This window comes from Calderihabitans maritimus (assembly GCF_002207765.1).
Taxonomy (GTDB): Bacteria; Bacillota; KKC1; order Calderihabitantales; family Calderihabitantaceae; genus Calderihabitans; species Calderihabitans maritimus.
In genome coordinates, this window is sequence record NZ_BDGJ01000033.1 from 1 (window position 1) to 26,027 (window position 26,027).

22 protein-coding genes, 1 other RNA gene, 1 pseudogene and 1 riboswitch are annotated in these 26,027 nt (G+C 47.5%); of the genes and pseudogenes, 21 read left to right on the forward strand and 3 right to left on the reverse strand.

Features of this window, described 5'->3' with window-relative positions; all coding sequences use genetic code 11:
* Positions 1-229 precede the first annotated feature (229 nt).
* From smpB to KKC1_RS04290, 12 genes are all read left to right on the forward strand, one after another.
* Positions 230-706 carry an SsrA-binding protein SmpB gene (gene smpB, locus KKC1_RS04235; protein ID WP_088553266.1) on the forward strand — a complete coding sequence of 159 codons (477 nt, stop codon included), beginning with the start codon at positions 230-232 and terminating at the stop codon, positions 704-706.
* Between the two features lie 3 nt (positions 707-709).
* Positions 710-1,061, forward strand: a transfer-messenger RNA (tmRNA) gene (gene ssrA / locus KKC1_RS04240).
* Between the two features lie 115 nt (positions 1,062-1,176).
* Complete coding sequence (locus KKC1_RS04245; RefSeq protein WP_088553267.1) at positions 1,177-2,007, forward strand: GNAT family N-acetyltransferase; 831 nt, start codon at positions 1,177-1,179, stop codon at positions 2,005-2,007.
* The gene (gene menC / locus KKC1_RS04250; RefSeq protein ID WP_088553268.1) at positions 2,004-3,116 is read left to right on the forward strand and encodes an o-succinylbenzoate synthase; all 1,113 of its coding nucleotides are present in this window, start codon (positions 2,004-2,006) and stop codon (positions 3,114-3,116) included. Before KKC1_RS04245 ends, menC begins: the two co-directional genes overlap by 4 nt.
* A 15-nt stretch (positions 3,117-3,131) precedes the next feature.
* The gene (locus KKC1_RS04255) at positions 3,132-4,274 is read left to right on the forward strand and encodes an amidohydrolase (RefSeq protein WP_202819945.1); all 1,143 of its coding nucleotides are present in this window, start codon (positions 3,132-3,134) and stop codon (positions 4,272-4,274) included.
* A gap of 149 nt (positions 4,275-4,423) precedes the next feature.
* A riboswitch (cobalamin riboswitch) is annotated at positions 4,424-4,604 on the forward strand.
* A 99-nt stretch (positions 4,605-4,703) separates the two neighbouring features.
* On the forward strand, positions 4,704-7,559 hold the full coding sequence (locus tag KKC1_RS04260; protein WP_088553269.1) for an S-layer homology domain-containing protein: 2,856 nt from the start codon (positions 4,704-4,706) through the stop codon (positions 7,557-7,559).
* Between the two features lie 2 nt (positions 7,560-7,561).
* Positions 7,562-8,527, forward strand: a complete 966-nt coding sequence (locus KKC1_RS04265) for a DUF4430 domain-containing protein (RefSeq protein WP_088553270.1) — start codon at positions 7,562-7,564, stop codon at positions 8,525-8,527.
* Positions 8,528-8,545: 18 nt separating this feature from the next.
* Positions 8,546-9,466, forward strand: a complete 921-nt coding sequence (locus KKC1_RS04270) for an energy-coupling factor transporter transmembrane component T (RefSeq protein ID WP_088553271.1) — start codon at positions 8,546-8,548, stop codon at positions 9,464-9,466.
* On the forward strand, positions 9,439-11,118 hold the full coding sequence (locus KKC1_RS04275) for an ABC transporter ATP-binding protein (RefSeq protein ID WP_088553272.1): 1,680 nt from the start codon (positions 9,439-9,441) through the stop codon (positions 11,116-11,118). The genes KKC1_RS04270 and KKC1_RS04275 overlap by 28 nt, the downstream gene beginning before the upstream one ends.
* Positions 11,105-11,797 (forward strand): ECF transporter S component, encoded by a 693-nt coding sequence (locus KKC1_RS04280; RefSeq protein ID WP_238134196.1) that lies wholly within the window; start codon positions 11,105-11,107, stop codon positions 11,795-11,797. Before KKC1_RS04275 ends, KKC1_RS04280 begins: the two co-directional genes overlap by 14 nt.
* A 14-nt stretch (positions 11,798-11,811) precedes the next feature.
* Positions 11,812-13,329 (forward strand): S-layer homology domain-containing protein, encoded by a 1,518-nt coding sequence (locus KKC1_RS04285; RefSeq protein ID WP_088553274.1) that lies wholly within the window; start codon positions 11,812-11,814, stop codon positions 13,327-13,329.
* A 98-nt stretch (positions 13,330-13,427) separates the two neighbouring features.
* On the forward strand, positions 13,428-15,113 hold the full coding sequence (locus KKC1_RS04290) for a glycosyl hydrolase family 18 protein (protein WP_088553275.1): 1,686 nt from the start codon (positions 13,428-13,430) through the stop codon (positions 15,111-15,113).
* A 41-nt stretch (positions 15,114-15,154) separates the two neighbouring features.
* Here KKC1_RS04290 and KKC1_RS04295 read toward each other — a convergent pair whose 3' ends face one another.
* On the reverse strand, positions 15,155-16,108 hold the full coding sequence (locus KKC1_RS04295; protein ID WP_088553276.1) for an L-lactate dehydrogenase: 954 nt from the start codon (positions 16,106-16,108) through the stop codon (positions 15,155-15,157).
* Between the two features lie 694 nt (positions 16,109-16,802).
* Between KKC1_RS04295 and KKC1_RS04305 the strand changes: the two genes are divergently transcribed.
* The 4 genes from KKC1_RS04305 to KKC1_RS04320 all read left to right on the forward strand — a co-directional run bounded on the left by KKC1_RS04305 (position 16,803) and on the right by KKC1_RS04320 (position 20,444).
* The gene (locus KKC1_RS04305) at positions 16,803-17,936 is read left to right on the forward strand and encodes a multiheme c-type cytochrome (RefSeq protein ID WP_088553278.1); all 1,134 of its coding nucleotides are present in this window, start codon (positions 16,803-16,805) and stop codon (positions 17,934-17,936) included.
* 198 nt (positions 17,937-18,134) lie between these two features.
* On the forward strand, positions 18,135-19,019 hold the full coding sequence (locus KKC1_RS04310) for a nitrilase-related carbon-nitrogen hydrolase (protein WP_088553279.1): 885 nt from the start codon (positions 18,135-18,137) through the stop codon (positions 19,017-19,019).
* A complete protein-coding gene (locus KKC1_RS04315; RefSeq protein ID WP_088553280.1) occupies positions 19,013-20,101 on the forward strand; it encodes a nitrilase-related carbon-nitrogen hydrolase in 1,089 nt (362 codons plus the stop codon). Before KKC1_RS04310 ends, KKC1_RS04315 begins: the two co-directional genes overlap by 7 nt.
* Positions 20,102-20,168: 67 nt before the next feature.
* Entirely contained in the window at positions 20,169-20,444 is a 276-nt protein-coding gene (locus KKC1_RS04320; protein ID WP_088553281.1) for a YkuS family protein, read from the forward strand.
* A gap of 26 nt (positions 20,445-20,470) precedes the next feature.
* Here KKC1_RS04320 and KKC1_RS04325 read toward each other — a convergent pair whose 3' ends face one another.
* Together KKC1_RS04325 and KKC1_RS04330 are read right to left on the reverse strand one after the other, a co-directional pair.
* Positions 20,471-20,845 carry a YckD family protein gene (locus KKC1_RS04325; protein WP_202819946.1) on the reverse strand — a complete coding sequence of 125 codons (375 nt, stop codon included), beginning with the start codon at positions 20,843-20,845 and terminating at the stop codon, positions 20,471-20,473.
* An 89-nt stretch (positions 20,846-20,934) separates the two neighbouring features.
* Positions 20,935-21,567 carry a class I SAM-dependent methyltransferase gene (locus KKC1_RS04330; RefSeq protein ID WP_238134197.1) on the reverse strand — a complete coding sequence of 211 codons (633 nt, stop codon included), beginning with the start codon at positions 21,565-21,567 and terminating at the stop codon, positions 20,935-20,937.
* Positions 21,568-21,694: 127 nt separating this feature from the next.
* Between KKC1_RS04330 and KKC1_RS04335 the strand changes: the two genes are divergently transcribed.
* The 5 genes and pseudogenes from KKC1_RS04335 to KKC1_RS04355 all read left to right on the forward strand — a co-directional run bounded on the left by KKC1_RS04335 (position 21,695) and on the right by KKC1_RS04355 (position 25,904).
* The gene (locus KKC1_RS04335) at positions 21,695-22,531 is read left to right on the forward strand and encodes an NAD(P)/FAD-dependent oxidoreductase (protein WP_088553287.1); all 837 of its coding nucleotides are present in this window, start codon (positions 21,695-21,697) and stop codon (positions 22,529-22,531) included.
* 228 nt (positions 22,532-22,759) lie between these two features.
* The gene (locus KKC1_RS04340) at positions 22,760-23,944 is read left to right on the forward strand and encodes an acetoin utilization protein AcuC (RefSeq protein ID WP_088553282.1); all 1,185 of its coding nucleotides are present in this window, start codon (positions 22,760-22,762) and stop codon (positions 23,942-23,944) included.
* A gap of 384 nt (positions 23,945-24,328) precedes the next feature.
* Entirely contained in the window at positions 24,329-25,117 is a 789-nt protein-coding gene (locus KKC1_RS04345) for a DUF6125 family protein (RefSeq protein ID WP_202819947.1), read from the forward strand.
* A pseudogene (locus KKC1_RS04350) lies at positions 25,108-25,257 on the forward strand (transcriptional regulator); the annotation flags it as partial. The gene KKC1_RS04345 and the pseudogene KKC1_RS04350, both read left to right, overlap by 10 nt.
* Positions 25,254-25,904, forward strand: a complete 651-nt coding sequence (locus KKC1_RS04355; protein ID WP_192868071.1) for an SdpI family protein — start codon at positions 25,254-25,256, stop codon at positions 25,902-25,904. The pseudogene KKC1_RS04350 and the gene KKC1_RS04355, both read left to right, overlap by 4 nt.
* The last annotated feature ends 123 nt before the right edge of the window (positions 25,905-26,027 follow it).

Sequence of the window (26,027 nt, forward strand, 5' to 3'; positions counted from 1 at the left end):
TTTGTAAAATAATAATATATTAAGTGGTTACATTGGAGGATATCAGAAGTTACCCAAAAGTACTTGACAGCAACGATTTTTTAACTTTGCTTGAACTTGTTGCCCGCGTATGCTATAATTAAAAGCGGAATAAAATATAAGTGACTGGTTATTGGAAGTGGAGCCCTTGTTGCTTATAATCAAGGGTTTATTTTTCCTCTGGGTAAATACCTGTTAAGGGGTGGACTGCTTGGGAGAAGAGATTAAAGTCGTAACGGAAAATCGCAAGGCCAGACACGACTACTATATTGAAGAAACGTACGAAGCGGGCATCGCTTTAAAAGGAACAGAGGTCAAATCGCTCCGGGCCGGCAAAGCCAATTTGAAGGATAGCTTTGCTCGGGTGGAAAACGGAGAAATTTTCCTTTATAACATGCATATAAGCGCTTATGAGAAAGGGAATCGCTTCAATCACGATCCCAAGCGCACCCGGAAGCTCCTGCTGCATAAAGCGGAAATTAATCGGCTGATGGGCAAAACTCAGGAAAAAGGGTTGACTTTAATACCCCTGAAAGTTTATTTTAATGAGCGAGGCAAGGCCAAAGTTGAATTAGGGCTGGCCAAAGGTAAAAAGCTTTATGACAAGCGAAGGGATATTGCCGAGCGGGATGCCCGGAGAGAAATTGAGAAGGCACTGCGGGGTAGAGACTGGAGTAAGAAAGTATAATATGGGGGCGATCGGTTTCGACGGGGGAAGTTGAGGCAAAAGTAGCCAGGCGAGATTCCACCGGCTCGTTAAACGGTGGGCAAAAATAAACGCAGAAGATAACTTAGCTCTGGCTGCCTAATTTACGCAGCCACATCCTACCCGTTGCTCTCCCGCGGCGCGGGATAGGGTGTCGACCCAGCGGGATACTCTGAAGTGACTGCCTGCTAGCTTCAGAGGAAATTCCAGCGGGCTAGCCGGTAGTAATCCTGTCCCTGGGAGTGCTGCCGGTGAAGGCCAGTACAGGGACTATCCTGGTAGAAGCTTTTGCCGAAACTCCTTCGGACGTTGGGTTCGAATCCCACCGCCTCCACCAGACTATTACCGGCCGATTTGAGGCCGGTTAATTGTTTTTTAATATGATATTGTTTGCGTAGCAGGAAGAACAGGTGAGAACAGAGAAATGAACAGGGGCTAAGGAGGCTAGGAAAATGAAAGAAGAAGATATTGTTATAAGACCCCTGGAAACGGTAGACGATTTTCGCTGCCTAGAGGAAATACAGGCGGAGATTTGGAGCGAGAGAGACGTGGTGCCTCTGAACCAGACTCTTACTGCTGCCAGAAATGGCGGAGTGGTGCTAGGGGCTTTTGATAAAGGCGAGATGATAGGGTTCTCTTACGGATTTCCCGGGTATAAGGACGGGCAGGTTTATCTCTGCTCGCACATGCTGGGAGTAAAAAAAGCGTATCGCCATTTGGGTATCGGTCGGCGGCTTAAGCTGGTCCAGCGGGAAGAGGCGTTACGCAAGGGTTACCAGCTCATAACGTGGACTTTTGACCCTCTGGAGAGTGTTAATGCAAATCTGAATATAGCAAAACTAGGCGGCATCTGCCGTACTTACATAATCAACTGCTACGGAGAGATGAAGAACGAGCTTAACCGGGGGCTTCCTACCGACCGGTTTCTAGTGGAGTGGCACCTGGAGAGTTCCCGTGTTAAGGACAGGTTAGGTGGAAAGAAAACTAAACGCCTCGATGCAGGCCAGATTTCCTGTGCTGCTTCTGTTGCCATAACCCAGGATGGTCTTCCGGTTGTTGAAAAGGCGGAATACGATGTTGAAGGAGATTTGCTGCGCCTTCCTGTGCCCAGCGACTTTCAGTATCTAAAATCGAAAGACCCTAACCTGGCTTTTCACTGGAGAAAGTCAATGAGGGAACTGGCTATGCACTGTTTCAAGAAGGGTTGGGTTGTAATCGATTTCTGGCGAGCGAAGGGAGAACCGGTTAATTATTACGTGTTGCAGAGGGGTGGTAGAATCTGAAAATCACAGCAGTTATTTTACGACTTCTCCGTATGCCTTTAAAAGCCCCTTTTGAGACCAGCTTCGGGCGTATAGAAGAGAGAGATTTTATCTTGGTGCAGGTTGAAGGCTCTGGCCATTTCACCGGATACGGCGAAGTAACGGTAATGGCCGCACCCCTGTATAGTGAAGAAACGGTGGGCACGGCCTGGCATATTTTGGAGGAATTTTTGGTTCCCCAGGTGGTGGGGAAAAATATCAATGAGCCGACGGAGGTAAAATGGCTCTTTCAAGCCATAAGGGGCAACAATATGGCCAAGGCCGGCCTGGAAACAGCTATCTGGGATCTTTTGGCTAAGGAGCGGGGATTTCCTCTTTCTAGAATTTTAGGAGGAACTCGGGCGAAGATACCGGTAGGAATAAGCCTTGGTATTGAGAAGAGTGTTTCTATTTTGCTGGAGCGGATAGAAAAGGCTCTGGCGGAAGGATACCAAAGAATAAAAGTCAAGATCAAGCCGGGCTGGGATGTTCGGGTCGTACAGGATATCCGGAAACATTTTGGCTCGATTCCCTTGATGGTAGATGCCAATTCTGCCTATACTCTGGCGGATGTTTCGCTGTTGAAACAATTAGACGACTATGACTTAATGATGATTGAACAGCCTTTAGCCCATGACGACCTGGTAGACCATGCTAGGCTCCAGCGACAGCTGCGAACTCCCTTGTGCCTGGATGAGAGCATCCGCTCCGCGGAGGACGCTCGGAAGGCCATCGAACTGGGCAGTTGCCGGTACATTAATATTAAGATCGGCCGGGTGGGGGGACTGGCGGAAGCCAAGGCCATCCATGATCTATGTCAGCGAGAAGGAATTGGTGTTTGGTGTGGGGGCATGCTGGAATCAGGAGTAGGTCGGGCCCATAACATTGCTCTTACTACGCTTCCCAACTTTATAGTGCCCGGTGATACTTCGGCTTCTTCCCGCTATTGGCATGAAGATATAATTGATCCGGAGGTAACTGTTTCTGAAGACGGGTTTATAACGGTTTCTAGGGATCCTGGAATTGGCTACCGGGTTTTACATGACCGAATTTCCAAATATACCCGGCTGGAAAAGATATTTAGAAATTAACGGGAGAAGATAAAAGTGAATGCTTTATCTTTTTTACAACAGGTTGACGAAAACCAGGAACGCATTCTCCGTACCTATGAGGAGCTTCACTGCATGCCTGAACCGGCATGGAAGGAGTTTAGGACTACCCAATATGTAGCTGAGCGCATGCGGAAAATGGGGTTAAAGGTGATTGCGGCTAAGCCGACGGGTGTTGTAGGATTCTGGCGGGGTAAATCAGGAGGGCCTGCGGTGGGTTTGAGGGCCGATCTGGATGCTCTTTTGTATCATGACGGCCAGGAGGAAACTGCAGTCCACGCGTGTGGGCATGATGCCCACACCGCTATGGTCTTGAGTACGGCAGAAATTCTTTCCTGCTCCGGATTTTACCCGCCGGGGGAGATACGCTTTTTATTTCAGCCGGCGGAGGAGAAAGCGGCGGGTGCTCTGTGCTTTATAGAGCAGGGGTTTCTGGACAACGTAGATTACCTGGTAGGCATTCACCTTCGGCCGGCAGAAGAAGCCCGATACGGACAGGCTTCTCCGGCTGTCCTGCACGGATCCTCGCTGGTTTTAGAAGGTACTATTTACGGACAGGCCTCCCATAGTGCTAGGCCTCACCTAGGTATTAATGTTATAAATGCTGCTGCAGCTGTGATAAATGCTATTAACGCAGTTTCGGTTGATCCCCGGGTGCCTGCTTCCGCCAAGGTTACCCGGCTGCAGGCGGGCGGTGAAGCGCATAATATAATACCCGACCGGGCTCTTTTTACGATCGATTTGCGAGCCCAGAATAATGAAACCATGACTGAGTTAAGAGATAAAGTAGAGAGGGCGGTAAAGGCCGCTACGGGTACGGTAGGAGCTCAGGTTGATATGAAAGAACTGGCTTATGTTCCTGCCGCCAGGGTTGATGAAGAGATGCTGGAGAAGGCTCGTTGGGCTATTAGAGAAGTTATGGGAGAAGACGGCCTTCTTCCCCCTATTATTACTCCTGGCGGAGAAGATTTTCATTTTTACAGCTATCATTTGCCACGGCTAAAATCAATTATGATCGGATTAGGTTGTGACCTGGTGCCGGGGCTTCATCATCCGCAGATGACTTTCCGCAAAGATGCTCTGCTGCAGGGAGTAAAAATCTTGGGCCTTATAATCTTAAAACTTCTAAATGGTAGTTAGTAAGAAAGGAAGTATTCTAAGAAATTAGCAGCTAATAGGAGTTACGAGGAGTTTTTGCTGGAATATTCAGACAATAAAGGGTTAGAGGGTTATAGAACGGTTTTTACAGGATTTGTTTATTTTGACGTTTTTAGCTATACTTCTGTAAAAGTATATATAAACTGCCAGGTCCCGTAAGGGCTAAGAGGGAAAGTGGTGAAAATCCACTACAGCCCCCGCTACTGTGAGCGCGGATGAAACCTACACAAGGCCACCGGTGATTGATCCGGGAAGGCGTAGGGAGTAAGGTGAAGCGCGAGTCAGGAGACCTGCCTGGCGGTTGGTTGTTGACATCCTTCGGTGGGAAGGAGGGGACAATTTTTGGGAGATCCTAACCTGCCAAGGGTTAGGGTTTTTAATTTTTTATTAGGGTTATGGAGGTGAAAGCAAATGAAATTTTTGAAATTTATAAATACCAAAAGAGCAATAAATTTGTTAACGGTATTTCTTACAGGGATGGTGATTGTTTGCTTGGGGTTGCCTGCCGAAGCTTGGGGAACAGTTTCTGTAGATATAGTACATCCACCGGAGGGAGCAAAGTATCTAAGTGATAACACGGTAGCGGTGAAGGCAAAAGTATACGATAGTGTCTATGGAGAAGTCTATTCCGGTTTAGAATGGTATTATAATGGCCAGAAATTGTCCTTTACGGAGCCAGAGTTCCATTTAAGACTCGGGACTGAGCAGCTCATGGAAGAGCCGGTTATTCGAGTGGTATACCGAGAGGTCTATGATGAAGTACAGATTACCATTTATGACGACTGGGAGGCCATTGCCAGGGCAGTAAGTTACCTGGCCGAACAGCAGGTTGATAACGGTTCCTTTAATGACGAGTGGAATAATGACTGGATTGCTTTGGCTTTAGCGGAAGCCGGGGTAGACTTGGGCGATCTGCGACAGGGAAACACGGGTAAAACGTATCTCGAATACCTGGCGGAAAAGGAACTCAGTACAACCGGCGATTTGATAAAAGCTATTTTGGTACTCAATGCTGCCGGGCGGGATCCCCGGAATTTTGCCGGAAGGAACTTAGTCCAGGAGCTGTTGGATAGGCAGCAGGAAGACGGTGGTTTTAATGCCGGTTCCGAGATGTCTGAAGCCCTAGCGGTCATTGCGCTGGTAGAAGCGGGAGAAAGTCCTTTCTCGCCGTGGGCGAAAGCGGCAAAGCAGCGTTTCCTGCGTCCGGAGGCCAGGGGAAAAAATAACCTGTGGCTTGAGTGGGGTTCTGAAAGCGTGGATACAACGGCTGCGGTTATACGGGCACTGTACCTTCTGGGTGTAGATAAAGAAGATCCGGCCATACAGGAAGCACTGGAGACAATCAATCGATGGCAAAATAATGATGGTGTGATTGAAATAACGTGGGATGGAGTTAATTGGTCTCCTAACTATGAAAGCACGGCAGAAGTGGTTATGGCTCTCAGCCAGTTGGGGATAGACCCTACTCAGAGCGACTGGGCTAAAAACGGTAATAATCTGGTTACGGCACTTTTGAACAATCAGGATCCAGATAGCGGAGCGTTTTTAGGTGATTGGGGGAATAATTTCCCTACGCAAGAAAGTATCCGGGCTTTGGTAAGCTACCGGAAGGCGTTCCGCGGTGGTTTGGGAGAATTGCCTGAGTTGCCGAGCGGTAATCAAGAAAGCGGCAAAGGAGGGGGCGCAACAAACGGCAGCGACAGGAACGAATCGATTGAGGTTGCGGTTTCGATAATAGGTCCCGATGGGGAAGTTATATTTGAAGGTGAGGTTACCATTTCCCCGGACAATCCCTACGGGTACACGGTCTTAGGAGCTTTGGAGGCTACTGGATTGAGCTATGAAACTAAGTATGATGGAGCTTATGTTTCCGCTATTAACGGAATAAGGGAGGACTTAAGCAGTACTGCCGGCTGGAAGTATTTAGTTAACGGGGATGATCCTCCGATTCCGGCCCGGGAAAAGATTTTAGCCGGTGGCGATACGGTAGTTTGGTTTTACGCTGAAAGCAGCGAGGATCAAACTCCCGGTCGTGATAAATCACAAGACCCGTTGGAGCGTCCCCTGTTAACGGAAGAAGAAAAAGAGATAAGACAGCAAATCCGCCAGATGGCGCGGGAAAGACTTGAGCGAATCTTGCAGGAACTTCCGCATCTAGAACCTTCTTCTACTTCTCCTGTCGAAGAGGTAGAGCGAGCGGTGGTTGTGGTGGGTTTGGAGGCTCCTATAAAAGAAGAAGAAAAAATTTATCTGGCTCAACTGCTTAGTAATAATAAGGTACAGTTGGAAGTTCCAGTTAAGAGGAAGGCGGAAAACGTAATTACCGACGCTCAGCAGGAGGTTAAACTGGAAATACCCCGGGAAGCTCTGGAGGATGACCAGGTAATCAGAGTAGAAGAAATCGAGGACAGCAGCATAGCCGGGCTGGTCTTTCCCGCCGGTTACGTTCCCCTCTCCGGTGTATATGAGTTTGGGCCGTCCGGCACCACTTTCCAAAAGCCCGCCATTTTACAACTGAAGCTGGTGGTGCCCCCGTATATCTCTCCAGAAAGGGTTGCTCTGGCATGGTTCGACGAGCATTCCAACCGGTGGGTACCTGTACCGGCAGTACTGGATCTGGCCAACGGGGAGATAACCGGGTTAGTTAACCACTTTACCAAATTTGCGGTCCTGGGTGAAATAAATGCCGGTTTTGTGGACCTTACGGAGGAATGGGAATGGGCCAGGGAAGCTGTGGGATATTTAACCGCTAGAGGAGTAATTGAAGGTTTAGGTAATGGGGAATTTGCTCCTGGCAGAAGTATTACTAGGGCTGAATTTATCAAAATGATAACTAAAGTTCTCGGGTTGAGCGCTAATGGTCTCGGACAAGTGCCCTTCAGTGATGTGCCCAAAGGCGCTTGGTATGCGCCTTTTGTTCGGGCGGCTTGGGCGGCAGGTCTTGCCAAAGGATATGCGGACTTTTCTTTCAAACCCGACCAACCCCTTACCCGGCAGGAAATGGCCGTGATTCTAGTCAGAGCTCTACAAAAGGAGCAGGCGGCTCTCAGCCTGTCTCCGGCGGAACAACTGGATGAACTGAGCTTTGTAGACCAGGAAGTAATTGCTGGCTGGGCCAGACCGTATGTGGCTCTCGCTCTGAAGGAAGGTTTCCTCGATGGAATGGATGATACCCGGTTCGCTCCCAAAGAGGAAATAGAACGAGCTCGAGCTGCGTTAGTAATTTACCGTTTATTCGAACAAATAAACGGACTGCGGAGGAATTAACTTTGAAATTCATTAAGATTGTTGCTACTATACTTCTGGTTATGCTGTTAACCGGTTGCGGACAAGAGATATCCTCTCAGGGAGGAGCTAACCCTCAAGAGGATAACAGGGTTAAGCTCTGGGTTACGACCGATTTCGGAGTTGATGAAGTTTTTACTGCACCAGTACCTTTCCGCCCGGGGGAAGCAGTGCTGGACCTGTTAATCCAGCACCTGGAGGTGGAAACTCATTACGGAGGAGGGTTTGTAAACTCAATTAACGGTATAAGGTCCGGTTATACCGGGATTTCTGGTACTGCTCGTAGGAAGAGTGACTGGTTTTACTGGGTTAACGGTATTTTGAGCTCGGTGGGAGCAGGTGATTATTTCCCCCAGAAGGGAGATGTAATTTGGTGGGACTATCATAACTGGGAAACCGGTAACCTCATACCGGCGGTAGTCGGGGCGTATCCCCAGCCTTTTATCAACGGTTATAGTGGTAAAAATCCCGGGGTTCGGATTATGTTCACTCCGGAACAAAAGGAATTGGCAGCCAAAATCGGAGAGGCACTTAATGAGCTGGGTGCTCCCAGTGTGGAGGTAGTATCCTACCAAGATTCCCTGGCCCGTTCTCGGGACAGGATAACTATGGTGGTGGGCCTTTGGTCGGAGCTGGAGCAGTACAAAACATTGGCTGATTTGGCCAGAAAACGGAATAAAGTTGGTCTTTTTGTTGACTTGCAGGCAATGAAATTCACAATTTTAGATGCTGAAGGCTTACCGAAAGGTACGTATGGAGCAGGTACAGGTGCTATTCTGGCGACTGGAGCGGGACCGGGGGATCCGTATCCCCTCTGGGTGGTTACAGCCGTTGATGTTGGAGGTTTGGAAGAGGCGGTAGAGATATTGACCGGTGCCCCAGAGCGGTTGGAGCGTCACATCGGCGTACTGGTGCGGGAGAACTTGATTATAGGACTTCCGGCCCGCTAAAGGAAGGAGGGCTCCCGGGTGAACTCCTTATCCGAAAAACAGGCCCTTCTAAAAACTTTGCACCCGGTAACTGCCTTGCTGTATCTGGCAGTAATGGGGGTCCTGTCTTTTGCCCTTGATCATCCCTTGTACCTGGCAGGTATTTTAGGGGTAGTAGTAATAGCTATCGTGCAGGTGGATGAGAAGAAAACTTTTTATTCTTATATTAAGATCGGGCTTTTTATACTGGCTCTTATTATGATCGTCAACCCTCTTGTTAACAAAGCAGGGCAGACTATTTTATGGCGAGGACCTTATTTGCCGCTTTTAGGCAGAATTTCCGTCTCACTGGAGGCGGTCGTTTACAGTACTGCTATGGGCCTCCGGTTGTTCTCTGTACTGTTGCTTATCTGCTTGTACCAGCTTATGGTAGATCCCGATCAGCAGTTTGATATATTTTCCCGGGTGGCCAAAAGGTCAGGATTGACTGTTTCGCTTACCGCTCGCCTTTTCCCGCAGCTTGCTGAAAGATTGCGGGAGATTACCGATGTTCAAAAGATAAGAGGCGTGCGGCTCGACTCAGGTACCAGGAGGGAAAAAATCAGGAAACGGTTGCCTTTGCTTAAGATCTTGCTGATTACTTCTCTCGAAGGATCTTTGCAGATGGCAGAAGCAATCGAGGCGAGGGGCTACGGTAGCGGTTCTAGGAGTTTTTACGAAATTAATATTTTCCGTCCTCGGGATTATTTAATTTTAACTTCTACCTTTCTGGCTTTGGGAGCCGGTTTGGTAGGTATTACGCAAGGTTGGGGAGTTTATCGTTTTTACCCTGTATTAGGCCCCTGGGTGGATAGTTTCCCGGAGTTCCTTTGGATGATTTTAATCGAAATTATCCTGGCTGTACCGCTGGGATTGAATTGGGGATGGGAGATATGGCCCTTTATAAGATCGAAAATTTGACATACTATTATCCAGAGAACAAAAAGCCGGCTTTGCGAAAGGTGAATTTAACCATTGAGGAAGGAGAATTTATTTTATTAGTAGGCAGGTCGGGTTGCGGCAAATCGTCTCTGGCGCGGGTCCTGGCGGGGTTGATACCTGATTTTTACGGCGGTACGTATGGAGGACATGTTTACTTTGACGGAGTTAAGCTGGACCGAAACAGCCGGCGGCAGATAGCCCGGCAGGTGGGGATTGTATTTCAGGATCCGGAAAAGCAAGTAGTTATGACTCGGGTAGAGAGAGAGCTTGCTTTCGGTTTGGAGAATTTGGGATTAAGCCAGGAAGAAATGAAGCGGAGAGTAGCAGAAGTAGTATCTTTCTTCAATTTGACGGAACTGGTTCGATTACCCGTATCCTCTCTGTCGGGGGGCCAGAAACAAAAAGTGGCACTGGCAGCAGTAATGGCAATGCATCCAAGAGTTCTAATACTAGATGAACCCACGTCGCAGTTGGATCCTACCAGTGCGGAAGAAATACTGGCCTTAATTAAAAGGTTGCATGAAGAGCTGGGTCTGACGGTTGTTATGGTAGAACAGCGTTTAGAACGCTGTTTTCACCTGGCGGATAGAATAGTTTTACTTGATGAGGGACAGATTTTATGTGACGCTTCACCAGCTGAGTTTGCTCGATGGGCGATAAAGAACAATTCTATGTTTCTGCCTCCCGTAGCCAAATTTTTTGCCTGGTTGGGAAGTTCCACTATACCTCTTACCGTCCAGGAGGGCCGGGCTTTGTTGCGGAATTGGGCGGAGAGGAGAGCTTTTAAGTTTGAACCGGAAACCACAAAGCTTCCATTCAACTCAGTGGTGAAGACGCAAGCTTCGAGAGTTGTGGCTGAAGTAGAAAATCTTTGGTTTTCTTACTTTCCCGGGAAAGAAGTCCTAAAAGGTATCCGGCTTTCCCTACGGGAGGGCGAACTGGTAGCTTTATTAGGAGGTAATGGCGCCGGCAAGAGTACCTTATTACGCCACCTTATCGGTTTACTGAAGCCTGACCGGGGTAAAGTGTTGGTTATGGGTCGAGATACCAAAAAATGCCAAGCTGAGGACTTGGCCAGGTATGTTAGTTACCTGTCCCAGAATCCTAACGATTATCTCTTCCAGGACACGGTTGAAGGGGAACTCCAGTTCACTCTAAATAATTTTGATCTTAAAGATAGAGGAGAAATTGAAAGAACTTTAAAGGTGCTAGATCTTTGGAAATACCGCCATGTTAATCCTCGGGATTTAAGCAGCGGCGAACGGCAAAGGGTTGCTTTAGCTTCTGTACTGGTAGTCCAACCTCAAATACTTCTGCTGGACGAACCGACCAGAGGATTAGACTATCAGTTAAAGGAAAGTTTGGGAAAACTTTTGTTAAGGTTGAAAGATACGGGAACTACCGTTTTGCTCGTGACGCACGATGTGGAGTTTGCTGCGGAATTTGCTGAACGTGTAGTAATCATGTTTGACGGGCAGGTAGTTGCTGACGGCCACAAGAGCCAGGTGTTGGACGGAGCTATTTTCTATTCTCCGCAGTTGAACAAATTATTTAGAGACCACAGGAGAGGCATCATCACCTATCGGGATGCTTTGGCTCAACTGGGAGGAGTGGCCTATGGCCTTGACTAGACCTCCGGTTATTATAGCTTTGGCGTTGATTTTTTTTCTTCTGGCAGCCGTGGTTTTTATCTACAGGGATGATAACTGGAGCATGGCAGCCGTTTTATTAGCGGCAGCCGTTTTGTTTGCTTTCTACTTGCATTTTGAGTTAACCCATGTAACTTCCAAAGAATTAGCTCTTATTGCTACTCTGGCCGCGGTAGCTGCGTTGGGGAGGGTCCCCTTTGCCGCTATTCCGGGAATACAGCCCACTACATTTCTGGTTATTCTCTCTGGCTGTGTTTTCGGCAGCCGGGTGGGCTTTATGGTAGGGTCTACTGCCGCTCTGGTTTCTAATTTTTTCTTAGGGCAGGGACCTTGGACACCCTGGCAGATGCTGGCTTGGGGCTTGGCAGGAGCTTCAGCAGGGATATTGACCGGTATCAGACCAAACCTAGGAAGATGGGAGCTGGCCCTTTTCAGCGGAGTATGGGGATATATTTTCGGGTGGATCATGAATCTCTGGACGTGGACGGCTTTTGTTTATCCGCTAACCTGGCGATCTTTTTTCATGACTTATCTGGCCAGTTTGGGTATGGATACTCTCCACGCGATAGGAAATATAGTTTTTAGCTTGGTTTTCGGCAAGGAGTGTTGGAGCATTCTGCAGCGCTTCCGACGGAAGCTTCATGTAACCTATCTTGAGTAAAGGAGCGGTGCAAGATGAAGAAATGGTGGAAGGTCTTATGGTTAGTGTTTCTGTTTGCGCTGGTGGAGATAAGGGTAGGTCATGCGGTGGTAGCAGAAGATTTCAGAGCCAAGCTGATACACAGCAGAGAACGGGCGGTGAAATTTCTTCATGCGTACTACCGGGAAAGGGATTTCCGTGGTCTGCTGGATTGGGGGGCCGTAGCCCTGTACGCTGCCGGAGAGGATGTTTCTGATAAAAAATGGGAGAGTAATGACGGCCGCAACGGAGTTTGGTGGAGAGAAAATGAAGTCCGGCAGGGAATCATGCTATCGGAAAGAAGTACCGATTACCAAAGAACGATACTCGGGGTTTTGGCTGCCCATAAAGATCCCGGAAATTTCGGGGGAAAAAATTTGTTGGAAGCGGTCCTGAAGTCCCAGCTTTCCAACGGTAAGTTTGCCGACACTATTAACGGACGGGGTGAGCGGTTGATAAATGCTCACGTCTGGGCTATTATAGCTCTCTATGCGGCAGGGGAGCCTATTCCAGAGCGGGAAAAAGTGATCAAGTGGTTGGTAAAGCAGCAGAATCCAGATGGGGGTTACCACTTTGATACTACTGTCGAAGAATCAGAGGTAGACATGACTGCGACGGCTTTGATAGCTTTTGCCTTACTGGGGCTTTCCGCCGATGACCCTCCGGTACAAAAAGCCTTAAAATATCTGGAACAACAGCAACTTGACTCCGGTGGCTTTGGTAATTGGGGTGTAGAGAACTTGGAATCTACCGCCACAGTGATTCAGGCATTGGTGGCTTTGGGCTTAGATCCAACTGCCTCTCCTTGGAACAGGTCAGGTGGTGACCCTGTAACTGTTTTGCTGCAGTACCAACTGCCGGACGGTTCCTTCAAACATGTCTTGCAAGGAGGGTCAAATCTCATGGCCACGCAACAGGGGCTACTGGCCTTGACAGCTTATTTGGACGGCAGGACAGTTTATCAAAAGCTAAGGGATGAGAGCCTTGCTGCTTCCTTAACTTTCTCTGACTTATCTAGTAGCCACTGGGCGTATGAAGAAATAATGGAATTGGTTAGGGCGCGGATCCTGAACGGGTATCCTGATGGGACTTTTAAACCTAATAGGCCTGTAACCAGAGCCGAATTTACTAAATATATTGTTTACGGTCTTGAATACCATAAGGAGGCAGGGAATAAAACCAGGCGCTTCAAGGATGTATCTTTAAATCATTGGGCAAATCCTTTAATTCGCCTCGTTTTAGAAAAGGGGTTGATGAGAGGGAAAGGCAAGGATGTCTTTGCGCCCGATGACCGGATAACCGGAGCGGAAGTGATGACTGTACTGGTAAGAGCTTTGGGTCTCGAGCCAAAGGCCCTGGTTTTGCCGGCGCAACAATGGTATGAAGGGTATCTGCGGGTTGCTCGGGAAAAAGGCTTGCTTTATCCCGGTTTCCAGCCTGAGCAGCCTGCAACGCGGGCCCAATGTGCCTACAGTGTAAGTAAATTACGTACTCTTTTAAAGAACCAGAACTAACACCTGTCTTAATCTTACATCTCAAATCCAGAAACTGCCGTTGAAGAGCCGGACCCCCTCCGGTACAATAAGAGCAGAGTGCTCGGGGAGGGGTCGCATTGTCTTTACCGGGTCGAGCGGTTATACTGAGCAATCGGATACTACGGTTGGGGATTGTTTATTTTCTTATGGCAGGCCTGTCCCTGTTAATTTATTACTCCCCGGGAATGATTAAAGTTCCTTTCCACGATTCGGACGAGACAGCATTGGTAATTGGAGACCGGTTGATTAATCAGGAAGAAGTGGTATTGGAGAAGGATGAAATACTTCTGCCCCTTCCAACGGTTAAACAGCATTTAGATAAGCATATATTCTGGGACAAGGAAAAAAACAAAGTTATTGTCACTACCCGGGATAAGTTCATACGCATGAAAACTGCATCTCTAACTGCCTACATAAATTCGCAAGAAGTGAAGCTGGACGTTCCCGTGTCCCAAATTAGCGGTCTTATCTATATTCCTATCAGGTTTTTAGCTCCTCTGTACGGTATCACGGTAAAATATTTGCCGGAAACCAAAATAGTGGTAATAGATAGGGCGGACGAAGAGATAATCCAGGGGATAGCGGTAAAGAGAACGCGGGTGCGCACGGGCAGGTCGGTGCGGAAACCTTTTGTAGATTACCTGCAGGCCGGAGAAAAGGTGCTGATTTTCGGCTCGGAAGATGGATGGTTTCGTATAAGAACGCTAAGAGGGATTACAGGTTATGTCAAAAAGAATAACATCCGAGTTGAGGACAGGGTTTCAGTTGAACTCCCGCCTAAGGAGACGCCGCTGAACGAAATTCCTCCGGGTAAGATTAACCTTACCTGGGAACATGTGATTAATAAACATCCTGATCCCTCGACTATTGGGCAGCTTCCCGGGGTCAACGTAGTTTCTCCTACCTGGTTTTATCTTGCCGACGGAGAGGGAAATGTGAGTAACAAGGGAGATTTGAATTACGTTAATTGGGCTCACCGTAGGGGTTATCAAGTGTGGGCTTTATTCAGTAATGCCTTTGACCCCGAACGAACGCATAAGGTTCTGGCGGATTCTGATTTACGGGAAAAAGTTATCAAGCAGCTTTTGATTTATTCCCGGTTGTACCAGTTGGATGGAATAAACATCGACTTTGAAAATGTCTACCTTAAGGACAAGGCTCTTTTGGTACAGTTTGTCCGGGAACTTAGCGCTTTGCTGCACGCAGAAGGTTTAACCGTATCCATTGATGTTACGGTCAAGTCCAGCAGCGCTAACTATTCCCGGGTTTACGACCGCCGGTTACTGGCAGAAGCAGTAGACTATGTGATTCTTATGGGCTATGATGAGCACTGGGCTGGGAGTCCTGAAGCCGGGTCTGTAGCTTCCCTGCCCTGGGTGGAGAAAGGAATTGTAGGCGTGTTGGAAGAAGTGCCGGCAGAAAAACTTATACTTGGAGTACCCTTTTATACTCGCCTGTGGGTGGAAAAACTAGGAGAGGAAGGCATTTTGGAGGTTTCTTCCAAGGCATTGTCCATGACGGAGGCGGAAGCAATTATTAGAAGAAACAGGGCAAAAGTGGTATTCGACGAGGCGGCCGGCCAGCATTATGCCACATTTAGGCAGGGAGATACCATCTATGAAATTTGGTTGGAAAACGAAATATCTATGCGGCAGCGGGTTCAACTGGTCAAGAAATATGGATTGGCAGGGATAGCCTCCTGGCGCCGGGGGTTTGAAAAACCGGTTATTTGGGAAATCATTAATGAAGAGTTAAACGAATAAATTTTGGGTAAGAAGCCGTACCCAAATAAGGTACGGTTTTTTTATAACACGCGGCCGGCTACCTTCTGCAGGGAAAGGGCAGAACTTCTGAATTGTTGGATTTCTTCTTCCGTGAGCGGAGGCCGGAGGGTTTTAATAATTCCGTTTTTGCCGATAACGCATGGAAGGCTGAGGCAGATATCATTTACATCGTAGATACCTCCCACGAGATTGGAAACAGTCAAAACAGAGTGTTCATCCCGCAGAATGCTTTCGACAATCCTGCGAACCGCAAGACCAATGGCGTAATAAGTTGCCCCTTTCCGCTCAATAATTTCATAAGCAGCTCGTCTCACCTGGCGGTCAATTTTGTCCTTAATCTCTGCCGGAGAATCTATTTCAACCATCTTGAAAAACTTTTCTACCGGTATGCCGGCTATGTTGGCGGTGCTCCAAACCAGGACCTCGGAATCGCCGTGTTCCCCGATAACATGAGCATGGACGTTACGGGCATCCACCTCACAATATTGGCTCAGTAGATGCCGAAAACGAGAGCTATCCAGTACAGTGCCGGAGCCGATTACCTGGCTGGGAGGAGAGTTAGATACCTTTAAAACCAAATAAGTTAAAACATCTACCGGGTTGGTCACAATAAGCCAGATGGGATTATCACAGTGAGGACGAACATTTTCTACGATATTTTTTATGATCCGGGCATTTTTTTCTACCAAATCCAGACGGGTTTCTCCCGGTTTTTGATTGGCCCCGGCGGTAATAATTACTATTCTGGAACCGGCGCAGTCGGGGTAACTCCCTGCTTTTATATGTACAGGTTTAACAAAAGAAGCGCTATGGCTGAGGTCCATGGCTTCGCCTGCAGCTTTTCCCCGGTTGATGTCTACCAGCACCAATTGTTTGGCCAGTCCGGAGATCATCAGGGCATAGGCAATGGTCGATCCTACCATACCTGCCCCTATTATACTGATTTTATCCTCAAGATGATTGGTTTTTGCCATTCTTGTGTTTCCTCCCTTCTGAAGATATTATTGCCCAAACGGTAGATTTTTTTGTATAACAGTTTTATTTCTCTATCCGCCTTATTTTTATTCTCTTATCTTTCCCGCAGCCCGGGCATGCGAACAGGTGAACGCAGTATAGGTTTGTTTTTTCGCTGAAGGTAGAGCTGAAAAACAGGGGATGAGTTTCGTAAGGACTGTAAGGTCCGAAAAAGTTCTCCAAAGCTCCCCGATCCTCCATAGGTCGGCTGCACTGAGGGCAGGGAAAGTAGAACTGCTTTAAACCGTTGCAAAGAGGGCATGTCAGCTCCAACAAGACCCCCCCCTTTCTAACACGTTGAGAAATTAACTTTTTATTCAGTATGCGACAAATTTTGGAGAAAAATGTTATCTATCGAGCAAAACAGTAGGAAAGAATTGCAAAGCAAATGCTCGCCGACTGCTGTTTTCCTGCAATTTTGCCCAAGGATTTTTTCTTATAAACTTTTTTCTGCTCTCTGAGTAAAGTTTTCTGGCTTAGATGTGACCAATTTCCTAGAAAAATGTCATATAATGGACGAAATAGCAGGAAAAACTAGCAGGCTGTCGAATTCACAACTCTATAAAGCAGTCTGTTGCTAGGAGGTGGTTCGATAGCGGTAAGTCTTAACCACATTTTTTTATGCAAAAAAGATAAGTCGCGGAGGTGTCCAGATTGCGAAGCAAATGGTTAATGTTTACGGTTTTGGCCTTAGTTGTGGTTGTCTTTCTGGGAGGTTGCGCAAGCCAAACCACCTCAGAGCAACCAAAAGCAAAAGAGGAGGAAGTCAAGCAAGCTGCCGGGGAAGGAGAGAAGCAGGGTAATTTGGAAGTAGTTAAGGCCGGATATGTAGGTTCCGAAAAGTGCACAACTTGCCACTCTGACAAGTATAATGACTTCAAAGTTTCCGGGCATCCGTGGAAACTGAAGAAGGCCGAAGTTGCCAAAAATAATCCCCTACCGCTGCCGAAAGGATACAGCTGGGATGATATTTCTTACGTAATCGGTGGCTACAAGTGGAAGGCCCGCTACATGGACAAGGATGGCTACATAATTACTACTACCGAAGACGGCCCGGGGAGCAACCAGTATAACATGATGGTGGGCAGCTGGAGCGATTATCATGCTGGCGAAAAGTTACCTTATGACTGTGGTAAATGCCATACGACGGGTTATTCCGAAGAAGGGAATCAGGACGGGTTACCGGGAATTGTTGGTACCTGGGCTGAACCCGGTATCGGTTGCGAAGCCTGCCATGGTCCTGGTGCTGAGCACGTAGCTGCCGGTGGGGACAAGTCCAAGATCAAGGTAGATAGTTCCGCTGCGTTGTGCGGTCAGTGCCATATCAGGGGCGAAAAAGAAAAGATACCTGCCAAGGGCGGTTTCATCCAACACCACGAACAGTATAACGAACTGCTGGCCAGCCCGCATAAGAATTTTGACTGTACTACCTGCCACGACCCGCATAAGAAGGCGGAATTTTCCATTACCCAGGATTGCGCTAGCTGCCACAGCGATGTTAATGAAACGTTTACCGGAAGTACCATGCAAAAAGTAGGTGTAACCTGTGTTAGCTGCCATATGCCGGCTGCTACGAAGTCGGCTGTCAAGTTGGGTCCGTATAAGGGCGACGTCAAGACACACTTGTTCAGAATCAATACCGATCCAGGTGCCAGCATGTTTACCGAGGATGGCAAATATGCTAAGGATTTTGTTACCCTGGACTTTGTCTGTCTCCAGTGCCACCAAGATAAGGATATCCAGTGGGCGGCGTCCAAGGTGGAAAACATCCACGGTTTGGGTAAATAAAGCTTATTTTATGAAAGATCCCCTACATTTATCAGGGGATCTTTTTTATGTGCGCCCGGCATGGGTGTTGGTTGAAACACATTCGTCAAAAGTAACGAATGCCGGATGCGGGAGTGCGTGTCCGGATAAAGACAAGCAGGGAAGTTGTATGTTAAAATTTAGAACAGTTATGTACTAGACGAGTGAGGGTGAGATTTAATGAAACGATTTAAGGTTGCAGCCGTTCAGCTGGAGATCCCCTGGGGCCAGCCCCGAAAACTTTTAGTCCAATGCCAGGAGTACCTGGAACTTGCTTCTCGGAAAGGGTGCCACCTGGTTGCTCTACCACCCTTAACCTGGCTGGGTCTAATGGAGGAAGAGGAATTAAAGGTTACCGCGCAGGGATTTCAGGGGAAGGTAGCGCTTCTGGAACGGCTGGAGGACAAGTATGAAGAAATTTTCTCCGAATTGGCCAGAGAATTTTCAATGTATCTGGTAGCAGGGACTGTTCCTGTAATGCGTGAAGGCGGTGTATTTCATCTGGCCGTCCTGTACGGGCCGGAGGGGAAACAAATTTTGGGCCAGATGCAGACACATCTCAGCCGGGAGGAAGAAGAACTGGGGTTTAATAGAGGTGTAGAACTAGAAACAGCCGAGACGGAAATAGGGAGAATTGGTCTGGTGGTTGGAACGGACGTATGGTATCCGGAAGTGAGCCGCATCTTAACCTTACAGGGTGCTGAGCTTTTGGTGGCGCTAACTGCTGTGGCGGAACCTTACAATCCCTGGGTGCAGCTGGCGGGCATGTGGCAAGAGGTGCAGCAGAACCAGGTATTTGCGGTAGAAAGTCCTTTTACCGGAAGGTGGAGGGACTGCCGGTATGCGGGATGCGCTACCATCTATGCTCCCTGCGAAATAACGGAGGGAGAGCAAGGTTTCTTGGCCAAAAGCGATAAACCTACCGGCAGCCAGTTGGTAGTTGGGGAACTGGCATGGGAAAAGCTGAAGCAGATCCGAGAGAGCTATCCGATATACCGGCATTTCAACCGCCGTCTTTATAAACGAGAATTGGCCGCTGTTTACGGGGAAGGTGACGGATGTTGAGGAGAATTTTAGCCGGCCTGCAGGAAAAAGCTTTTCTAGGCTACCTCCTTTGGAAAACAAGACCGGCGTTAATCAGACAATACTTGGACAGGCTAGATAAGAAAAAGACCAAAAAACCAATTCGTCCGGCGACGACGGGAGATCGCAAGGTACGGGTAGCCGCGGTTCAGGTAGAACTCCGGCTGGTTGAAGATGTACGAGAGTATGTAAAAATCATGTACAAGATGGTAGAAGAAGCCTGGCAGCAAGGGGCCCAATTAGTTGCCTTTCCTGAAGATATTACTCTTCCCCTGATTGGAATGTTGCCGGGAATTAATGATCTGAGTAGCAGGGGAGCCCTGAATGAAGCAGTAGAAACTCTGGCCGGGCCGGGGGTCAAGGTGGCGGATATTTTTAACTACCTTTCTCCGGTAACTCGCCAGGTGTATCATACTACCTTTTCAGAGCTGGCTCGTCGCTTTGGTGCGTACCTGATGGGCGGCAGCATGGTGGTAGGCACTGCCGAGGGGAAGGTAGTCAACCAAGCTTGGCTTTTTAACCCTGAGGGGGAAGCGGTAGGGAAACAGGAAAAGGCTCACCTGTTGCCCCTTGAAGCGCAGTGGGGTTTAAGCTGCGGGGACAGCCTCCGGGTTTATTCCACAGAGGTGGGTAATGTAGCTTTTCCCATCTGCATGGATGCTACTTATTTCGAAACTTTTCGGATTGTGGCTTTTAAAGGGGCGGAGATAGTAATCATTCCCAGTGCCAACCCGGAAGAATACAATTTCTGGAAAGCCTTAAGGGGAATTTGGCCGCGGGTGCAGGAAAGCCAGGTTTACGGTATCAGCAGCTGCTTGGTAGGCAGCATTTTTGGTTATACCCTCACCGGTAGATCGGGAATTTTTGCCCCTATTGCTTTGACTCCTAACCGGGATGGCATTCTGGCCCAGGTGGAACATCCTGATAAACCGGGGGTAGTGGTCGCTGATTTGGATTTGGAGGCCTTGAAAGAAGAGAGACTGCGCCATCCTCGCTTGGACAGTATCAACCGGGAACTGTGTGCCCGGTATCTGCCTGCCCTGTACGACTATTTTTCTTGTTGAATAGTGGATAAGAAAGCCAGATTTTTAGCAAGATATTTGGTAGAAATATTATAGGAGGTGGCAGGCAATGCGCAGGAGAGTTGCTGTAGAGCGCACCCTGAGCGGCGTAGGTGAGATTTTGCAACGTCGCGGGTATGAAGTAGTATCCTTGGACCCTTTGAGTGAACCCGGTGCTGAATTGCGCAACTGTCAGGCCATAGTTGTCAGCGGGCGGGACGAAAATGTCCTGGGAATGCAGGACATACAAACGACTTCTTCGGTAATTGATGCGCGAGGACTTGATTTGGAGGAAATTGTAGAGCGGGTAGAACAGAGTTTTCAGTTACAAGAAAGGAGAACCTAGGCAATATCCCAGGTTCTCCTTTTTTATTACTGTACTATACCATAGCCTCCGGGCATTAAGCCTTTATATCCCCAGCCCATGCCCTTTCCGGGGTAACCTCCCCACATGCCGCAACCCCAAGGACCAGGACCGAAGCCGCGTCCGTAACCGGGAAGGATACCGTTTTGAATGCGGAATTCAGCCATGTTGTCAATACGGTCTTTAATGAACTCTCCTTGCTCTGGGGTCAATTCACCTGCTTCTACGTATTTGTCAACGATTTGCTTGCGAAGTTCTACAATCTGTTGGAAAAGCTGTAAAATGTCTTGTTTTTGCTGGTCGGTAATGGCAGCCAGAGCGGCGGGAGCTACCAGAGCGCTGGCCAAAATTAGGACTAACAACACCACGGCAATTTTTTTCACTTTAATTCACCTCCTCTAAATATTTATTGTCTGTACATCTTAAGTGTAAGCGAAAAAGTTAAAAAGAATTTTATTAAAATGTGAAGAATTTATGAAGTTTTACCCGGTGATGCTTCTATTTGTAGCAATATATCCCGCCACAGTTGTTTTATGCTATGGATTTGCAGCCCTGCTTTTTCCACATTTCTTACGGTGTCCCGGTTAATATGTGTTCCTATCAGTCCGTAAACGATGGGATCCAGCCAATCCATCGTCCGGCCCCAAAAAGGGCGGCAACTTCGGACATGTTCCAGCAGGATTATTTTTCCTTCCGGTTTCACTACCCGGCGAACTTCTGCCAGTCCCTTTACCGGGTCAGGTACGGTACAAAAGACACAGGTAGCCACGGCGGTATCAAAGGTATTGTCTGGGAAATCCAGTTCCTGAACATCCATGAGAAGAAGGTCAACTTCCAGTCCTAACTGGTGACGCCTTCTTTCAGCTCTTTTCAACATCTGCTCGCTGAAGTCGATGGCTGTGACATGTATGTTCTCAGGATAAAAATGCATATTTCTGCCGGTGCCCACGCCTACTTCCAGGACTTTCCCCCGGGCTTTTTGCCATACTTCGGCCCGCCATTTATTCAGCATCATCGTTTCCATGGGGGTTTCCAGAAGGTCGTATATAAGGGCAAAACGGTTATATTTTCGCTTAACCTTTTCCGTCAAGGAGTTAATTTTCACCGGATATCTTCCTTTCTGCTTATGTATTATTTCCTTGTTATTAAGTAATAATAGCTTAAAAAGAGGAATTTGCCCAGCTTTTTTGTATCAGTTGGGGGGTAAAACGGTGCATAATGAAACTTATGATATGGCTATTGTAGGTTGTGGACCGGCAGGGTTGTCGGCTGCGGTTAATGCCCATATTCGCCGCAAAAACTTAGCTTTATTTGGTGTGAAATTTTGTGCTCCCAAACTTTTTCGTTCTCCCTGGATAGACAATTATTTGGGTTTTCCGCATATTAAGGGAGAAGAACTTAGAGAGCGTTTTTTGAACCATGTTCAGGAAATGGGAATATCCATTACTCGAGACAGAGTTGATGCAGTCTATCAAGAAAACGGTTCTTTTTCCCTACAGGTGAGCGGTCGCATATACCGGGCCCGAACGGTAATCATAGCGACTGGAGTGGAACAGGTGAAGCTTTTACCGGGAGAAGAACCCTTAGTAGGTAAGGGAGTAAGCTACTGCGCCACGTGTGACGGGCCTTTGTATAAAGGGAAAACGGTAGCCATGGTCTCTTATACTCAGGACGGGGAAGAAGAGGTCAAATTTCTGGCAGAAATGTGTACACTGGTTTACTATATTCCCCAGTATGATGAAGCGCCGGATACCATACCCGGTGTAACGGTAATCAAGCAGAAGCCCAAAAGAATTCTTGGTGAGGATACTGTATCGGGCTTAGAATTGGAGGATAGGCAATTAACGGTAGAAGGAGTTTTTATTGAAAGGGAGTCTGTGCCGGCAGGACAGTTGGTTCCGGGAATTAATATGAACGGTAATTATATTCAGGTCGACCGGGAACAGGCAACAAATATTCCCGGGCTCTATGCGGCGGGGGACTGTACGGGAAAACCCTTCCAATTGGCTAAAGCAGTAGGAGAAGGGCAGGTGGCAGCCTTAAATGCAGTCAAATACCTGGATGCTTGAGTAGATAATGATTAATGTAGTTTTGAACAACCGGGCTGTAACGCGGCTCGGTTTTAATATTTTTTTGTCCTCTGAGGCATGAGATTAAAGGAGGAAAGTTGTTGACGGCCACCGGATGACTTTAAAGCAGGATAAACATATTTTATAGAGAATATAAAATATTATGAATATTATATATAAAAGTAATATTTAAACTAGTCGTGGATTTTTCCTGGAGGTTAATGGACTATGAGTAAAAAAGTGTATTTCGTCTATTCCTCTGATTTTCTGAAATATGATTTAGGGAAATCCCATCCTTTCAGCCCATTGCGAATTCAACTGGTAACTGAAATGTGTTGGGATATGGGAATACTTCTACCCGAAGATTTGTTAAGTCCGAGAATGGCCGGGCCAGAAGAACTCTTGCTGGTGCACAGCGAAAGATATATCAAAATGGTAAAGCAGGCAGGCGCGGCGGGGAAATGCCTCCCCGGATGTGAACGCTACAACTTGGGAACAGAAGACAACCCTGTTTTTAGTGGTATGCATGAGGCGGCCAGTTTAATAGTGGGCGGTACGCTAGTAGCGGCTGATTACATTATGCAAGGTAAAGCCGACCATGTTTTACATATTGCCGGGGGATTACACCACGCCATGCACGACCAGGCATCCGGTTTTTGTATCTATAATGACGCGGCCGTTGCTATTGCCTATCTTAAACAAAAGTATGGAGCTCGAGTAGCCTATATTGATATAGATGCCCATCATGGAGACGGCGTACAGTGGGCTTTTTACAGTGACCCTGAGGTACTGACTATTTCCTTTCATGAATCCGGGCGTTACTTGTTTCCAGGAACCGGGGATATTTATGAAAGAGGTATCGGGAGGGGTTACGGCTATACGGTAAATGTTCCCCTAGAACCTTTTACTGAGGATGACTCCTTGATTGATTGTTTTTACCGGGTAGTTCCTTCGTTTATAGATGCTTTTAGGCCGGATATCATTATCAGCCAGAACGGGTGCGACGGACACGCTTTGGACCCTCTTTCCCATCTGTCTGTTACTACCCGGGCCTACAAAAAACTAACTCAAGCCATACATCAGTTGGCTCATGACTATGCCCAAGGGCGTTGGATTGCTTTAGGGGGAGGAGGCTACGACTACTGGCGGGTGGTACCGCGGGTATGGACCTCTTTGTGGGGTGAGGTAAGCGGGCGAGAGGTGTCGCCGGAGGTCCCTTATGTCTGGTTAGATAAATTTGCGCGTCAAAGCCCGGTAGAACTCCCGCTATTCATGGAAGATTCTCCAGAGGATTTTCCGCCCAAGCCGAGAAGGGCAGAGATTTCCGGCATAAACTGGCAGAGGGTAGAAAAACTCATGTATGGTCAACACCTTTTAAAACCTGCTGCTGTACCGCTGACGAAAACTTTTTGATCTGTACGACAAAGTTCAACTAATTATTTCCACCTAAGGTGCTATAATGGTGCTAGATTGGTGTGGAGAGGTGACGTTAGTAATGCCGTACAAAATATGCATCTACTGCCACAAAATATCTTACTCTGCCTGTGAGCGGGGTGCGTGGTATTGTCCTTACTGTGGTAAAGATATTACGAGGGCCAGAAGTATGATCAGTCAAGAAGAAGCGGAAGAGTGGCGTAACAACCACGGAAAACTTCATTGTATCCACGGTGGCCAATACTCTTTTCCCCGGTGTAAAAAGCTGTCATAAGACGGCTTTTTTTGTATATAGAAGGAATATGCTGTTAGATAAGAGAATTGTTATATGAATTTTCAGATAGTTCAAGAAGGAGTGGTTAGATGAGATTAGAAAATAAGGACGTTAAGCAGGAAGGAAACCAGAAGGTCATAACTAAAGATGTTGGACGCCTTGAGGATTTCAACCATGAAGAGTTGGTCCGATTTTTGGTTGACATGTTGCACCGGATTGTTGTTCACCACACTCTGTGGTTCAGGGAGGTAGAGCACCAGTTTGGTATGCCCAAAGCCTTGGAAATTATGAATGCTGCCTTTAAGAGAAGTTATGAAATTCAAATGCAAAGATTGGGCAAAACGTTGGGGTTTGAAATGGTGAATGATTTGCCTAAACCGCTGTTGGACCTGCCCAGGGAAGTCCTGATTAAATTGATGGATAGCCTGGCCGTTAACTGGCTGGTCAATGACGGCGTCTGGTTTCAGGCAGTGGAAAACGCATACGGTATGTTTGATGCAAAACGCTGTAATGATACCTGCTGGGCCCGTTTTTCTCCTTTTGAAGCTTGGTCGATTAAACAGTTCTTTAATATGCCGGAAATGCCCGGGCTGGAAGGTCTCAAGAAAGCCCTCCAGTTTCGAATATACGCTCGGATTAACAAACAATCAATTATTGAGGAAGGGCCTAACAGTTTCGTTTTCCAGATGAATGACTGCCGGGTTCAGGCGGCGAGAAAACGAAAAGGTCTGGAAGATTATCCGTGTAAATCCGCCGGCCTGGTGGAGTACAGGTCATTTGCGGAAACCATTGACCCGAGGATTCGCACCGAATGTGTCGGCTGTCCTCCCGACCCGCATCCTGAGGAATGGTGGTGCGCCTGGCGGTTTACCATTTAAATGTTCTAAAACAGGCCGACCTGGTTATAGATGAAAGAAAGGGGCAGAATATCTACTATTCCCTTAATACCAGCGTTTTTGACGAGGTAATAAAGTGGTGTTTGGATTTGAAAGAAGCCGTAAGGGGGGAAGAGAAGTGAATGATTTTCCAGTACGTCACCATTGGCCGTCAGTAGTTTTGATTATTTTTGCTTTCCTGTTAGGTTTGGCTTTATATCCTCAGTTACCGGACCTGGTACCGAGCCACTGGAACTGGAAGGGACAGGTCGATGGGTATATGAGTAAAACATTTACCATTGTTTTATTCCCCCTGCTAATGCTCGGTACTTATCTACTTATGACCTATCTGCCGGCTGTGGATCCGGGAAAAGCCAACTACCCCAAATTCCGGCGTTTTTATGAAATGTTCCGCTTCATTTTAGTCCTGTTTTTTATGGTAATCTACTTCCTCGTACTGGCGGCAGGGATGGGGTATAATCCGGCCATTTCATTATGGGTTCCCTTAATGATTTCTCTAATGTTCATTGTTACAGGCAATTATCTGAGCAAAGTAAGGCACAATTACTTTTTCGGGATAAGGACTCCATGGACGTTGGCCGACGAGACTGTTTGGCGGAAAACGCACCGGGCGGCAGGAATGGCTTTTGTGCTCGCCGGGATTATAGGGCTGCTCAGCCTGCTCCTGCCGGGAATATTTAAAATGTTAGTATTCTTGGGAGCTCTCGTGGCTGCCGTATTGTACTCCATTATATATTCTTATCTTGTTTACAGGGGACTGTATGAATGACAGCGAACAAATAGGCCTTTTTTTGGATAATCTCACAACCATACTATTTCGTTAGTGTAAAATAAACTTGGGTAGAATCCATCAATTTCCACAAGGGAGGATTTGGGGCAAAAAAATAGAAGA

Coding starts and splice junctions, on each gene's coding strand:
- KKC1_RS04285 (WP_088553274.1), top strand. CDS start 11,812: ATGAAGAAATGGTGGAAGGTCTTATGGTTAGTGTTTCTGTTTGCGCTG.
- KKC1_RS04315 (WP_088553280.1), top strand. CDS start 19,013: ATGTTGAGGAGAATTTTAGCCGGCCTGCAGGAAAAAGCTTTTCTAGGC.
- KKC1_RS04340 (WP_088553282.1), top strand. CDS start 22,760: ATGAGTAAAAAAGTGTATTTCGTCTATTCCTCTGATTTTCTGAAATAT.
- KKC1_RS04245 (WP_088553267.1), top strand. CDS start 1,177: ATGAAAGAAGAAGATATTGTTATAAGACCCCTGGAAACGGTAGACGAT.
- KKC1_RS04335 (WP_088553287.1), top strand. CDS start 21,695: ATGGCTATTGTAGGTTGTGGACCGGCAGGGTTGTCGGCTGCGGTTAAT.
- KKC1_RS04345 (WP_202819947.1), top strand. CDS start 24,329: ATGAGATTAGAAAATAAGGACGTTAAGCAGGAAGGAAACCAGAAGGTC.
- KKC1_RS04310 (WP_088553279.1), top strand. CDS start 18,135: ATGAAACGATTTAAGGTTGCAGCCGTTCAGCTGGAGATCCCCTGGGGC.
- KKC1_RS04320 (WP_088553281.1), top strand. CDS start 20,169: ATGCGCAGGAGAGTTGCTGTAGAGCGCACCCTGAGCGGCGTAGGTGAG.
- KKC1_RS04295 (WP_088553276.1), bottom strand. CDS start 16,108: ATGGCAAAAACCAATCATCTTGAGGATAAAATCAGTATAATAGGGGCA.
- KKC1_RS04260 (WP_088553269.1), top strand. CDS start 4,704: ATGAAATTTTTGAAATTTATAAATACCAAAAGAGCAATAAATTTGTTA.
- KKC1_RS04275 (WP_088553272.1), top strand. CDS start 9,439: ATGGCCCTTTATAAGATCGAAAATTTGACATACTATTATCCAGAGAAC.
- KKC1_RS04280 (WP_238134196.1), top strand. CDS start 11,105: ATGGCCTTGACTAGACCTCCGGTTATTATAGCTTTGGCGTTGATTTTT.